Raw genomic sequence first — 12,740 nt, 5'->3', positions numbered from 1 at the left:
GTAAAAAAAAGCCCCTCAAAAGAGGGGCTTTTACACACCCATCTTCCAGTAGTTGCTACTGTTGGATTTAGCACCTTTCACGTGTATGAAGGTTGCTGCGGCATCACAGGGCCAATCCCTCCGCCGTCTCTTGATGGAACTATATTCTGTTTGACTTGTATTAGTATAAACGAAAGAGGACTAAAATGCAAGTACTTCGCATTAAAAAAGTAAACGCCTCTATTTGTCTTCCTGAGCTGCACATTTAGCAGCAACGAGCTTGGCAGCCCGGTCGACGATAATTTCAGCCAGTTCGAACTTGGTCATTTGCTGCAGCTCTTCCATCGTACCATCTGGGAAGAGAAGCGTGCCAATGTTCGTATCGCCTTGGAAGCCTGCACCCTTGACGCTGACGTCGTTGGCAACGAGCATATCCAGGTTCTTCTTTTTCAGCTTACCCTGGCCATAGGCGAGGACGTTCGTCGTTTCTGCAGCAAAGCCGACGAGGACCTGGTGCGTCTTGCGCTGGCCCAGGCCATAGAGAATGTCCGGGTTCTTTTCCAGGTTGATCGTCAATACGTCGTCGTTTTTCTTGATTTTATCCTTAGCCGGCGCAGCCGAACGGTAGTCCGCCACAGCCGCTGCCTTAACGACCAGATCGCAGTCGTCATAGTAGGCATCGACAGCTTCTTTCATGTCCCGCGTGCTGTTCACGTCAATACGGCGGCTTACACCGGCCGGTGTCGTCAGGTTATCTGTAGAGCCACAGATCAATGTTACATCGGCGCCAGCCAGGACGGCAGCCTTGGCAATGGCAAAGCCCATGCGGCCGCTGGAATGGTTGCCAATAAAGCGGACCGGATCGATCGGTTCCCGCGTACCACCGGCCGTAACGATGACCTTGCGGCCCTTGAGAGCCGTACCCATGCAAGCCACCAGTTCAATCTGGTCGACGATGGCTTCCGGTTCAGGCAGACGGCCTACGCCAATAATGCCACAGGCCAAATGGCCGCTGGCCGGTTCCATAATATGGTAGCCAAATTTCTTCAATTTAGCCATATTTTCCTGCACGATAGGATTGAGGTACATATTGCTGTTCATAGCCGGCACAAAGAGCACCGGTGCCTTCGTAGCCATAATCGTCGTTGTCAGCATATCATCGGCAATGCCGCCTGCGACCTTGCCCAGGACGTTGGCCGTAGCCGGCGCGACGACAAAGAGGTCGGCCCAGCGAGCCAAGGCGATGTGTTCTACGTTGAATTCCTGGACTTCGTCAAACATGTGAACCGCCACAGGATTGCCCGTTATGTTGCGCAGTGTCAGGGGCGTAATGAATTTTGTCGCGCTTTCCGTCATGATGCACTTGACCTCTGCGCCGCGGTGACCTAGGAGGCTGGCAATCTGGGCTGCCTTAAAGGCCGAAATGCCGCCGGTAATGCCGAGGACAATTCGTTTGTGTTCCAGAAGCATGGCAGAGCCCTCCTTATTTGATGCCCGATTTCGGCGCTTCGTAGGTAATCTTGCCCTGATCGATTTCTTCCATCGCAATGGAGACGACTTTCGTCGTTTCTACGTCTACGAGGGGTTCGTCACCGTCTACGAGCTGGCGTGCCCGTTTAGCAGCCAGGGTAACGAGGGTATATTTGCTGTCTACGTGTTTCATGAGCGATTCGAGGGTCGGTTTAATCAACATAATGGCATCTCTCCTATTTTTTGTATAAATCTCGGACAGTCGCAATCTTTTGGGCATTACGCGACGTCTTCAGTGCTTCGGCCGTCAAAATGGCCGAGGCCTGGTCAATGGCGACCTGCAGGTCGTCGTTGACGATGAGGTAATCGTATTTTTCAATCCACGCCAGCTCGTCACTGGCTTTGGCCAAACGGCCGCAAATGGTTTCTTCTGCATCCGTATGACGGCTGCGCAGACGGTTGGCTAGTACGTCCATGCTCGGCGGTACAATGTAAATCAACAAGGCCTGGGGATAGCGCTGGCGTACCTGCATAGCCCCTTGGATGTCGATTTCCAGCATCACGTGGTGGCCCTTTTCGAGCTGGTCAAAGACGTATTTCTTCGGTGTACCGTAGTAGTGGTCATAGACCTTGGCGTGTTCGAGAAAGGCATCTTCTGCGAGCAGCTCTTCAAAATGGGGATTATCTGTAAAGAAATAATTCACGCCGTCCGTTTCTCCCGGCCGGGGATCACGGGTAGTCATGGAAATGGAGTACTCTATTTGGGGAAAGCTCTGGCGCAGGGCGTCACAGACCGTTCCTTTACCGGCACCTGACGGGCCCGATACGACGATGAGCAATCCGGGATCTTGCATACTATTACTTCCTTTCTTCTTCATCCTGCAGTTCCTCTATTTCTATCTCAGTGTCTGCCACTGCATCCTCGCCGACAGGCACAATGCGATGGGCAATGGTTTCCGGCTGCAGGGCCGAGAGTATGACCTGGCTGTTGTCCATAATGAGGACAGACCGGGTCTTGCGGCCAAAGGTGGCGTCGATGAGCGTATTCCGTTCCCGTGCTTCCTGCATGAGGCGCTTAATCGGCGCCGATTCGGGGCTGATAATCGCTACGACCTTTTCACCCATGACCATATTGCCAAAACCGATATTCAGCAGGTTGAAATTCATATGGCTCACCTACTCTATGTTTTGTACCTGTTCACGAATCTTTTCAATTTCGTTTTTCAGCTGCAGGACCGCTTCCGTTACGGCCAGGTCCTGGGCCTTGGAACCGATGGTATTCGTTTCACGGTTCATTTCCTGAATGAGAAAATCGAGCTTCCGCCCTACGGCGTCGTGTTCTTCCAAAAAGCCCTTTAACTGGACGACGTGGCTGCGGAAACGGACGATTTCTTCCGTAAAATCGACTTTGTCAGCATAAATAGCTACTTCTTCGAGAAGGCGGTCCTGATCCGGCACGCTGGACGCTTTTTCAAAGAGAGAAACAATGCGCCGGCGCAGCCGTTCTTCATACTGCCGTAAAATACTATCGCGGCGGCTGGCAATGGATTCGATGAGCTCCGACATCTTAGCCGCACGGCGCAAGAGATCGATACTGATCTGTTTGCCTTCTGCTTCGCGCATGGCCGTCATGCCTTCCAGTGCCTTTTGCAGGCTTTCTTCAAAAATGGGACGACAGGCATCGATATCGACGACGGGCTGTTCCTGAATGAACCAATCGGAATTCAGGGAAATGATTTCCGATAAGCGCGGCGGTTCGTGATCAAAGAGTTTATCCTTCGCTTCGGCTACTGCCTGACGGCAGGCAGCGAGAGCCGCATAATCAATACGCACTTGCGGAGCCTGGGTTTCCAGTTCCTGAACCGTGACAAAGACATCGACTTTGCCGCGAAGCAGTACGTCCTTGATGCCCTTGCGGATGACGTCTTCGAGCGCCAAATAGGCATGAGGCATACGGATATTCAATTCCAAAAAGCGCTGATTAACGGAACGCATTTCAATAGTCACCGATAAGGTACCATTGCTCGCCGTGCCAGCGCCAAAACCGGTCATACTTCGCACAATTTACGACCTCCTTTTGTTCGTGTTCTTACTCAATGCTTTATTATACGGCAAATAGCGCTCTTTTTCTAGTCCATACGCCGACTTTTGTCGCCATACGTGAAAAAGAATGCCTCTTGTTTCTCTTATGAGGCTTACTGCTTTTTGTTGTACCGCGTCCACGCATCGGCAATGGCAGCGAATTCGTCCAACGAGAACGTTTCGCCCCGCCGCGAGCCTTCAATGCCGCAATCGGCCAGAATAGCGGCAACGCCGTCCTTGCTGACGCCGGCAGCCTTGAGGGTATTGGCAAAGGTCTTGCGGCGCTGGGAAAAGGCCGCCTTGACAACCTGGAAAAAGCGTTTTTCTTCTATGACGGAAACGGGCGGTTCCTTGCGCACGTCCAGGCACACCACGGCCGACGTGACTTCCGGCGCCGGCATAAAGGCCTTGGGCGGAATTTCAAAGATGATTTCCGGCTGTGTGTAATACTGTACGGCTACAGAAAGGGCCCCATAAATGCGGCTGCCCGGGCTTGCAGTCATGCGTTCGGCCACTTCCTTTTGCACCATGACGACGAGCCGTTCCATAGGCAGCCGTTCTTCGAGCAGCGTCATGATAATCGGCGTCGTAATGTAATAAGGCAAATTGGCGCAGACCTTAAAGGGTTTATGGCCCATGAGCCCGGCAATATCTGTCTTCAAAATATCGCCGTGAATAATGCGTACGTTGTCATAATGTTCGAGGGTCTTATCGAGGACCGGCAAGAGGTGGCTGTCGATTTCAACAGCTGTCACGTCGGCGCCCGTTTCGGCCAGGGCCTGGGTCAGCGTGCCGATACCGGGGCCGATTTCCAGGACCGGATCACCAGGCTTCAGGTCTGCCGTATCGGCGATCTGGGCAACCACGTCCGGACGGATAAGGAAATTTTGGCCCAGGCGCTTATTCATGTGCAGGCCAAAGCGCTTGACGACGTATTTGACGACTTCCAGTGTGGCTAGATTAGCATCCTTCATGGTTTACCTCCTTAAGGGCCTGGTCCCATTCTTCCCGGCTAATACCGTAATGGTTGAGGCGGCGTAAAAACTGTTTGGCATTGCCGTAGCCAATACCCAAGATCGCACCTACGGCAGCCCGGCGGTCGGCTGCGTCGGCACTCCCGCTCAGGCCCGCTGCCTGCAAATCGCTGGCCGTAAAGGTTTCTGCCGGTTCAAAGACGGCACAGCGCGTTTTTTCCAGGGCCAGGCGGATCGCTTCAGGCGACGCCTGTTCTACGCCCAGGTCGTTATTGGCAATGGCATCCTTCCGGGGAATGAAGGCCTGCCGGGCCTTGGGGAACCGTTCGGTCAAAAATTTGCGGATCCGTTCGCCGGCGCTGTCCGGGTCCGTGAGAATGATGATGCCCCGCTTTTCGTAGGCAATGGCAATCTGCTTCAGCGTGTCCGGCCGCAAATTAAAGCCATCCGTCGTAATCATGTCGGCTTCGATTTGGCTGGCCCGGATGCGGGCTACGTCACTGCGGCCTTCGACGACGAGTACTTCTTTAATCATGGTCTTCTCCTTCGCTATTTTCCATAATATACTGGGCAGCGCTCATGACGGCCAGGACATTATGTTCAAAGACGATACCCCCTTGGAGGTACATGACGTACGGCGGGCGGATCGGGCCGTCGGCAGACAATTCAATAGACGAGCCTTGGACGAAATCGCCGGCAGCCATAATGATCTTATCGGCATAGCCCGGCATGTCGTCAGGAATCGGCGTGACGTGGGCGTCTACAGGCGAAAAGGTCTGAATGCCCTGGGCAAAGAGGCACATGTTCTTTTCGTTTTCCAGAAAAATAGTCTGGATCAGATCGGAACGGGGCGTTTCGTACGATGGCGACACTTTAAAGCCCAGGCGGTCGAAGACGGCGGCCGCAAAGACAGCGCCTTTAATAGCCTGAGCCGTCACGTGCGGTGCCATGAAGAGGCCCTGGAAAAAGAGGCGGTAGCCATAGGCGTAGGAACCGAGTTCGCCGCCGAGGCCCGGTGCTGTCAGGTAATCAGCCGCTGTGTCGACCAGATTGGCCTTGCCGGCAATGTAGCCGCCTGTCGGGGCAATGCCGCCGCCCGGGTTTTTGATGAGGGAACCGGCAATGATATCGGCACCGGCTTCGAGCGGTTCTTCTTCGGCAGCAAATTCGCCATAGCAATTATCGACGAAGCAAATGGTCTGGGGGCTCACGCTCTTTACAGTCGCCGTAATCTGGCGAATATCGTCAATCGTGAGGGACGCACGGGAGCTATAGCCGCGGGAGCGCTGGATCAGAACCATCTTAGGCTGTTTTTCCTGGCACGCCATGCGGATGCCGTCGAGATCGTAGGCATTAGCTTTGAGGGCCACTTCTTCATAACGGACGCCCTTTTCCTTGAGGGAACGCGGCGTTTCCCGGGCATAGCCAATGACGCCTTGCATCGTATCGTACGGTGCGCCAATGAGGGAAATAAGCAGGTCATCCCGGTCTAAAAGGGCGCAGAGCACCGTCGCCAGCGTATGCGTACCGGACACGAAATGGGGCCGTACAAGAGCCTTTTCGGCGCGGAATACACGGGCGTACACTTCGTCGAGCTTTTCCCGGCCCAAATCGCTGTAGCCGTAGCCTGACGTACCGGCAAACTGGTACGACGAAAGCTGGGCGTCGCGATAGGCGGCGAGAACCTTCTGTGTATTGTGCAAGCTGATCGTATCGATATGAGCAAATTGTTCCGTACAAGCAAGCAGCGCTTCTTGGCGGATTCTTTCCAAAGCAACTGAATCCATGAGTTTCTATTCCTTTCCTGTGGGTTTCCTGCCCACGCAGTCATTATAGTATCTGGCAAAAGTGCCACAAGGCACATCGCATTATTGTTTTTCTGCCCGTGCCAGCCAGGCATCTGTTTCGGTGAGAACTGCCCGGGCCAGGGCGTCTTCGCTGTCGTATTCCTCTTTGGCAAACCAGTGAATGTAGGGCATGCGCTTAAACCACGTCAGCTGCCTTTTAGCGAAATGACGGGTCCGCGTCTTGATCGTAGCCGCTGCTTCATCTAAGGTCATACTGCCGTGTATATATGCCGTAAGCTCGGCGTAGCCAATCGCCTTCATGGCCTGGCACGCCGGGTCGACACCGGCTGCGAGAAGGCGTTCTACTTCTTCTACCCAGCCTTCTTCGAGCATGACGTCAATACGCGTTTCAATGCGTTCATAGAGGACGGGCCGCGGCAGGCTGAGGCCGATGACGTACGCCGGCCAGGCCAGGGTGCGGTCCTTACCGGCCCGGACGAAGGTGCGGCCTTCGCCCTTTTCGATGGCCGCCATGAGGCGCACGAGGCGGTGTTCGTTCGAGACCAGCTCGTGCCAGTCCGGCGCTTCCCAATCCGTTTGCTTACGGATATAGGCAATAAGCTCTGCCTCACCCATAGCGGCAATGCGCTCTCTCGCTGCCATGCGGGCTGCCTCATCAACGGCACTGCCGTCGAAGGTAAAGCCTTCGAGGAAGGACTGGACATAAAGTCCCGTACCGCCGACGAGAACGGGTACCTTGCCTTGGTGCTGCAAGGCGTGGGCAACGTCGCCGGCCATAGCGCAAAAGCGGGCTGCCGAATAGGCTTCACCGGGCTCGGCAATGTCGATGAGATGGTGCCGGAAACGCAGGAGCTCTGCCGCCGTCGGCTTTGCCGTACCGATATCCATGTGGCGGTAGATCTGATAGGCGTCACCGGAAATGAGTTCCGTCCCATAGTGGTCTGCCAAGTGAAAGCTGAGTGCCGTTTTGCCTACAGCCGTAGGTCCGACGATGGCAATAATCTGTTCCATATTTAATCTTACCTTTCTATAACGGCGTAGCGCACGCGGCTGTAGCGGCCGCCGTGTAGTGTAGCCTGGGGAAAGGCTGCTACCAGTTCCTTTAGGAAGCGGCCTTTGACGACGACCCTGCCTGCCCGCATCAGGGCCAGGCGGATCGTGTCCGCCGTTAGCGCGTCGTGGTCGAGGAGATCCCGCACCGGCCCGAACTGACAGCTGCCGGCAACGGGTTTCTTGAACATCGGGTCGAAATAGATGATATCGTAGTCCGGCCCAGCCTGCGCCAGGTAGTCGCCGTACGTGCCGCACGTCAGGGAAATACGCCGCAGGGCTGCCGTAACGTCGTCTTTTTCGTGGACGAAGTGTGTAAAGCCCCAGCCCGTCACGGCGGCCATCTGGGGAATCGCTTCAAGTGCTTTTACAGATGAACCTGCCGGCAGGCCAGAGGAAGCGACAAGCGAGTCGGCGCCAAAGCCGCACGTAGCGTCTAAGACCCGTACGGGCCCTTTTGCCCCAAAGGCCTCGAGGAGATGGTCTGCATCGCCGCGGCGCAGGTTTTGAATGCGCAGCTCGGCCATATTGAGACTGAAGAAATGGCGTCCTTCCGGCCGCTCGATGACCGGCCCCTGCGTCGTGTAGACGAGTAGGTTATCTTCGCCATAGGCCTGCCAGAGCTCGGGCACGGTCCGTTTCTGCCGCGTAACGAAGGTGGCGCCAATGGCCGCGGCCCAGGCTGCGGCTTCTGCCTGCAAGGAGCCCTTCGCTTTTAATGAAGGCGTGACATAGAGCATAGGCTGCCTCACGTCCGCTTGAAGAGCCGCGCCAGGTCAGCCGGTGTAAAGCGCACGATAATCGGCCTGCCGTGAGGGCACACGTAAGGCGTTTCCGTATGGAACAGATCGTCTAGGAGCTGTTTCATCTGACGGATATTGAGGGTATCGCCGGCTTTGACAGCACCGTGGCACGATAAGTAGGCCAGGGAACGGTGGCGCAGGGTAGCCTTATCGGCTACATTATTTTCCCGCAGGAGACGGCAAATATCCTGGAGGGAATCGGCAATATCGCTGGTCTCTAAATCGCACGGCACTTCATCGACGCGCAGCGTTTTCGGGCCGGCTACGGAATAACCATAGCCTAAATCCTGAAAAACCTCTTCCCGTTCCTGCAGGAAGGTCATATCGTCTTCGTCGACGTCGACGAATTCCGGCGTCAGGAGCTGCTGGCTCGGCATATCCTCTGTGCGGCGGCAAAACGTATCGTAACGAATCCGTTCGTGTGCTGCATGCTGGTCGATGAGATAGAGATCCTGCCCCTTCTTGGCGACGATGAAGCAATCGGCTACTTCCCCTAAAGGAATGAAGACGTCGGCATCGCCGTCAAAGACGATCTGCGGCAAAGGCTGCTCTGTTTCTCCCTCTGTCTTTGGTTCCGTACCAATCGGCGTCTGGGCAGCAGCTCCGTTTTGGTACAAAGCCTGGCTGAAGCGTTCCTTTTCTTCGGCTGCCGGTGGCCGGTGCAAATCTGGTAGAGGCGGTACGGCCGGCCGCTGGGACGCGCTGCCCCGGGAAGCCGGGAAAAGTGTCGTTTCCTGATGGACAGGTTTTGCTTCACTAGTCAAGATGGGTTCCACTGAGGCTGGACGTTCCGCCGGTATTTCCGTGGAAGCTGCCGGCGTATCCGGCCAGCCTGTCCCTGCCGTTTCCCGAATAACGGCCTGCCCAGCGGGCTTTGCCGCAGCTGTCGCCGCTGCAGGAAACGCTTCCTTCCGTTCCACTGCCGGGGTCAACGGTGTTTCACTGACGACGGCCTTCGGCGGCTGGTAATGCGTAACCGGCGCAGCGATCTGTTCCGGCTTTTCCTGCTCTAAGAGGGCCGTCACGATACTATGGTAGACGGCGCGATAAATTTCCTGCTCATCGGCAAACTTGATTTCCGTTTTGGACGGATGCACGTTGACGTCAATACTCGCCGGATCGACGTGCAGGTGCAGAACCGCAAAGGGATAGCCCGACTTCGGCAGCATAGCATGGTAAGCGTTATCGATAGCCTTAAAAAGGAGCGGATTATGAATAATACGCTGGTTTACGAGGCACGTCTGCCAGGCCCTGGAGCTTTTGAGAACCGACGGTTTGCCGGCGTAGCCTTCGATGACAATGTCGTCGTGATCGTAGGTTACAGGGAAAATTTCCCGCGTCAATTGGGCACCGTACAGATCGGCAATGGTTTCCTTGAGCTTGCCACTGCCACCACTGCGCATGGTCGTACGGCCATTGTTGATGAACGTAAAGGCAATGGCCGGTTCAGCCAAGGCCAGCTTGGTGAGCATTTCACTAATGCGTGAGCTTTCCGTCCGTTCGCTCTTTAAGAATTTGCGCCGTGCCGGCGTATTGTAAAAGAGGTCGCGCACTTCCATGGTCGTACCGACGGCAGCGCCGATTTGTTCATCTTCCTTGACTTCGCCGCCTTCAAGGACCAGGTGCGTCGCAAAGTCATCGTCCGGCCGGCGTGTCGTAATCTGGAAATGGGATACAGCAGCAATACTCGGCACCGCTTCGCCGCGAAAGCCTAAGGACGTAATGGCAAAGATATCCTCTACCTTACTGATCTTGCTCGTAGCGTGGCGGATAATGCACTTGCGCGCATCTTCGGCGCTCATGCCCGAGCCGTTATCGGTCACGCGGATATAGGCAGCGCCGCCGGAGGCAATTTCCACCTCAATGGACGTTGCCCCGGCGTCGATGGCGTTTTCTACCAATTCCTTGACGCACGACGCAGGCCGTTCGACAACCTCGCCGGCGGCAATTTTATTGCGCGTTGCTTCATCGAGCAGATTAATAACTGAACTCATACGCTGCCACTCCCTTCCTTCGCTTCTTTTTGCAGGGAATACAAAAAGGAGATTGCTTCAATGGGCGTCATAGCCGTCACGTCTACATTAATCAGCCGGTCCAGAACAGGATTGGCAAAGAGGCTGCCTTCGAGCGGCCCGGTACTGGCCTTCCCTGCCGGGGCCATAGGCGTTACGGCAGGTCCGCCTTGGGATTCAAGCTCTTCCAGGATCACTTCGGCCCGCTGTAAGAGTTTTTCCGGCAAACCGGCCAGACGGGCTACGTGCAGGCCGTAGCTGCGGTCAGCCCCGCCGGGGATGATACGGCGCAGGAACTTAATGCTCTTGCCCCGTTCCTTCACGGCGACGGTATAGTTCTTGATTTTTTCCGAATCGTCAGCCATGGCAATCAGTTCATGATAGTGCGTAGCAAAAAGCGTCAGCGCATGGACATGCTGCAGGCAGTATTCGATGACTGCCCGGGCAATGGACATGCCGTCGAAGGTGCTCGTGCCGCGGCCGATTTCATCGAGGATGAGCAGGCTGTGCGGCGTAGCGTGCTTGAGGATGTACGACACTTCCTTCATTTCTACCATAAACGTACTCTGGCCCGTGAGGATGTCGTCGCTGGCGCCAATGCGCGTAAAGATGCGGTCTACCGGGCAAATGGAGGCGTCCCGGGCGGGAATGAAAGAGCCTGCCTGGGCCATGAGGACCAAGACGGCGACCTGGCGCATATACGTCGACTTGCCGGCCATATTCGGGCCCGTAATCACCAGTACCTCGTGGTCCTGGTGATTGAGGGTTACGTCGTTGGGGACGAAGAGCTCGCCCTGCAGGAATTTTTCAATGATCGGATGGCGGCCGTCGTGGATAGTGATGCGGTCGTCACCATTCAGGCTGGGCCGCACGTAGCGGTTATCGTGGGCCGTCGCGGCGAGGCTGCACAGGCAGTCTACCTGGGCAATAGCCCGGGCCGTAGCCTGCATGGCCGGGATATATTGCTGTACGGCTTCGCGGATTTCCCCAAAGAGCTGGTATTCCAGGGACAGCATCCGTTCCTGGCTGGTGAGAATCTTCACTTCAAATTCCTTCAGCTCCGGCGTAATATAGCGTTCGGCATTGACCAGGGTCTGTTTGCGCACGTAATAGTCCGGCACCGGTTTCGTATTGGCGTGGGAAATTTCGAAATAGTAGCCGAAGACCTTCGTATAGCCGATTTTCATCTTAATGCCCGTCTTTTCCTTTTCCCGTTCTTCCATTTCCTGGAGGAAGGCGTGGCTGTTGGCGGCAATGGCCCGGATTTCATCGAGATCGGCGTTAAAGCCGTCGCGGATGACACCGCCGTTGCGGATGACCAGGCCCGGATCGTCCTTGATACCGCGGCTGAGGAGGTCATAGACTTCAGGATGCTCCGACAGGGAGCCATTGAGGCGCTGCAGGAGGTCACTATGAGCGCCGGCGAGGACGCTCTTTACGGCCGGAATGACACTCAGGGATTCGCGCAGGGCTACCATGTCCTTCGGGCTGGCCGTCCCCGTTTCAATACGCGTCAAAATACGTTCGAAATCATAGATCCTGTCGAGGGACGCGTTCAGGTCCTGACGCATAATTTCCCCTTGGACCAGTTCTTCTACGGCGTCCTGGCGGCGCGTAATGTCGGCAATGCGCACGAGAGGCGCTTCCAGCCATTTGCGCAGGAGACGGCCGCCCATAGCCGTACGCGTCTGGTCGAGGACAGCGAGGAGCGTCCCCTTGCGGCCGCCATCGCGGACGTTTTGCGTAATTTCCAAATGGCGCAGGCTGGCGGCGTCGATGACCAGGCGGCGGTCGTTATCGATGCGTTCCAGACGATTGATATGGGAAATATCCGATTTCATCACGTCCTGCACGTAATCGAGGAGCAGGCCGATGCAGGACGCAGCCGTACCGGCTGCAGCTAAGGCGTCAGGCGCAAAGTGAGCCTGGGCCAGCTCGCTGTAGTCGCGCTCCGGCGACGGTTCGAGCCGCGTTACGGCACACTGGGAGCGGTGATCCTTGAGATAAGAAAGGATAGTCTTTTCATCTTTGCCCAGATCGGCATAGATGAGTTCGCTTGGCACGTAGACCGAGAGGATATCAAAGAGCGTATCCTCCAGAACCGACGCGGCGCACAACGCCCACAGGCATTCGCCAGTCGTCACATCCATTAGGGCCAGAGACAAGAGGTCATCCTTTTCTGTGACGCAGGCAATGTAGTTGTTTTGCTTCGACGCCACGGCATTTTCCAGGGTAATCGTCCCTGGCGTAATGACCTTGATGATTTCCCGCTTGACGATGCCTTTAGCCAGCTTCGGGTCTTCCATTTGCTCGCAAATGGCTACCTTATAGCCCTTGTGCACGAGCCGTTCAATATACGTATCGGCCGAATGGAAGGGGACGCCGCACATAGGTGCCCGGTCCTTCCCTTCACCGCCCCGGCCTGTCAAGGTCAGGTCCAGTTCCCGCGACGCCGTCAGAGCATCGTCAAAAAACATTTCATAAAAGTCGCCGAGACGGAAAAATAAAATTTTATCCTTGCATTGTTCTTTGACTTCCAGATACTGCTTCATCATGGGAGTC

The 12,740-nt window shown here is 55.7% G+C and carries 12 protein-coding genes and 1 riboswitch; all 12 genes read right to left on the bottom strand.

What is annotated here, in order from left to right; genetic code table 11:
- Positions 1-35 precede the first annotated feature (35 nt).
- A riboswitch (SAM riboswitch) is annotated at positions 36-140 on the bottom strand.
- A 79-nt stretch (positions 141-219) separates the two neighbouring features.
- A complete protein-coding gene (gene coaBC, locus PGX44_RS06785) occupies positions 220-1,449 on the bottom strand; it encodes a bifunctional phosphopantothenoylcysteine decarboxylase/phosphopantothenate--cysteine ligase CoaBC (protein WP_186503050.1) in 1,230 nt (409 codons plus the stop codon).
- A 13-nt stretch (positions 1,450-1,462) separates the two neighbouring features.
- Positions 1,463-1,672, bottom strand: a complete 210-nt coding sequence (rpoZ, locus tag PGX44_RS06780) for a DNA-directed RNA polymerase subunit omega (RefSeq protein WP_289001197.1) — start codon at positions 1,670-1,672, stop codon at positions 1,463-1,465.
- A 13-nt stretch (positions 1,673-1,685) separates the two neighbouring features.
- On the bottom strand, positions 1,686-2,303 hold the full coding sequence (gene gmk, locus PGX44_RS06775; protein WP_498854758.1) for a guanylate kinase: 618 nt from the start codon (positions 2,301-2,303) through the stop codon (positions 1,686-1,688).
- A 4-nt stretch (positions 2,304-2,307) separates the two neighbouring features.
- Entirely contained in the window at positions 2,308-2,616 is a 309-nt protein-coding gene (gene remA / locus PGX44_RS06770; protein WP_186503047.1) for an extracellular matrix/biofilm regulator RemA, read from the bottom strand.
- Between the two features lie 9 nt (positions 2,617-2,625).
- Positions 2,626-3,501: a YicC/YloC family endoribonuclease gene (locus PGX44_RS06765; protein WP_498854787.1), complete on the bottom strand. Its 876-nt coding sequence runs from the start codon at positions 3,499-3,501 to the stop codon at positions 2,626-2,628.
- 143 nt (positions 3,502-3,644) lie between these two features.
- Complete coding sequence (gene rsmA / locus PGX44_RS06760; RefSeq protein WP_498854757.1) at positions 3,645-4,505, bottom strand: 16S rRNA (adenine(1518)-N(6)/adenine(1519)-N(6))-dimethyltransferase RsmA; 861 nt, start codon at positions 4,503-4,505, stop codon at positions 3,645-3,647.
- Positions 4,492-5,040 carry a ribonuclease M5 gene (rnmV, locus tag PGX44_RS06755; RefSeq protein WP_498854756.1) on the bottom strand — a complete coding sequence of 183 codons (549 nt, stop codon included), beginning with the start codon at positions 5,038-5,040 and terminating at the stop codon, positions 4,492-4,494. Before rnmV ends, rsmA begins: the two co-directional genes overlap by 14 nt.
- A complete protein-coding gene (locus PGX44_RS06750; RefSeq protein WP_498854755.1) occupies positions 5,033-6,292 on the bottom strand; it encodes a methionine gamma-lyase family protein in 1,260 nt (419 codons plus the stop codon). The genes rnmV and PGX44_RS06750 overlap by 8 nt, the downstream gene beginning before the upstream one ends.
- A gap of 81 nt (positions 6,293-6,373) precedes the next feature.
- Complete coding sequence (miaA, locus tag PGX44_RS06745; protein WP_498854754.1) at positions 6,374-7,324, bottom strand: tRNA (adenosine(37)-N6)-dimethylallyltransferase MiaA; 951 nt, start codon at positions 7,322-7,324, stop codon at positions 6,374-6,376.
- A gap of 8 nt (positions 7,325-7,332) precedes the next feature.
- Complete coding sequence (locus tag PGX44_RS06740; protein WP_498854753.1) at positions 7,333-8,103, bottom strand: class I SAM-dependent methyltransferase; 771 nt, start codon at positions 8,101-8,103, stop codon at positions 7,333-7,335.
- An 8-nt stretch (positions 8,104-8,111) separates the two neighbouring features.
- Complete coding sequence (mutL, locus tag PGX44_RS06735) at positions 8,112-10,160, bottom strand: DNA mismatch repair endonuclease MutL (protein ID WP_498854752.1); 2,049 nt, start codon at positions 10,158-10,160, stop codon at positions 8,112-8,114.
- The gene (gene mutS / locus PGX44_RS06730; protein WP_498854786.1) at positions 10,157-12,733 is read right to left on the bottom strand and encodes a DNA mismatch repair protein MutS; all 2,577 of its coding nucleotides are present in this window, start codon (positions 12,731-12,733) and stop codon (positions 10,157-10,159) included. The genes mutL and mutS overlap by 4 nt, the downstream gene beginning before the upstream one ends.
- Between the last annotated feature and the right edge of the window lie 7 nt (positions 12,734-12,740).

The sequence above is a fragment of the Caecibacter sp. AF58-12pH5A genome (assembly GCF_027681725.1).
Classification (GTDB): domain Bacteria; phylum Bacillota; class Negativicutes; order Veillonellales; family Megasphaeraceae; genus Megasphaera; species Megasphaera hominis.
Note: the sequence above shows the minus strand (reverse complement) of the source record. Positions and strands in the feature narration are given on the sequence as shown.

Excerpts from the sequence above, each read along its gene's own strand:
- coaBC (WP_186503050.1), bottom strand. The coding sequence starts at position 1,449 with ATGCTTCTGGAACACAAACGAATTGTCCTCGGCATTACCGGCGGCATT.
- rpoZ (WP_289001197.1), bottom strand. The coding sequence starts at position 1,672 with ATGTTGATTAAACCGACCCTCGAATCGCTCATGAAACACGTAGACAGC.
- gmk (WP_498854758.1), bottom strand. The coding sequence starts at position 2,303 with ATGCAAGATCCCGGATTGCTCATCGTCGTATCGGGCCCGTCAGGTGCC.
- remA (WP_186503047.1), bottom strand. The coding sequence starts at position 2,616 with ATGAATTTCAACCTGCTGAATATCGGTTTTGGCAATATGGTCATGGGT.
- PGX44_RS06765 (WP_498854787.1), bottom strand. The coding sequence starts at position 3,501 with ATGACCGGTTTTGGCGCTGGCACGGCGAGCAATGGTACCTTATCGGTG.
- rsmA (WP_498854757.1), bottom strand. The coding sequence starts at position 4,505 with ATGAAGGATGCTAATCTAGCCACACTGGAAGTCGTCAAATACGTCGTC.
- rnmV (WP_498854756.1), bottom strand. The coding sequence starts at position 5,040 with ATGATTAAAGAAGTACTCGTCGTCGAAGGCCGCAGTGACGTAGCCCGC.
- PGX44_RS06750 (WP_498854755.1), bottom strand. The coding sequence starts at position 6,292 with ATGGATTCAGTTGCTTTGGAAAGAATCCGCCAAGAAGCGCTGCTTGCT.
- miaA (WP_498854754.1), bottom strand. The coding sequence starts at position 7,324 with ATGGAACAGATTATTGCCATCGTCGGACCTACGGCTGTAGGCAAAACG.
- PGX44_RS06740 (WP_498854753.1), bottom strand. The coding sequence starts at position 8,103 with ATGCTCTATGTCACGCCTTCATTAAAAGCGAAGGGCTCCTTGCAGGCA.
- mutL (WP_498854752.1), bottom strand. The coding sequence starts at position 10,160 with ATGAGTTCAGTTATTAATCTGCTCGATGAAGCAACGCGCAATAAAATT.
- mutS (WP_498854786.1), bottom strand. The coding sequence starts at position 12,733 with ATGATGAAGCAGTATCTGGAAGTCAAAGAACAATGCAAGGATAAAATT.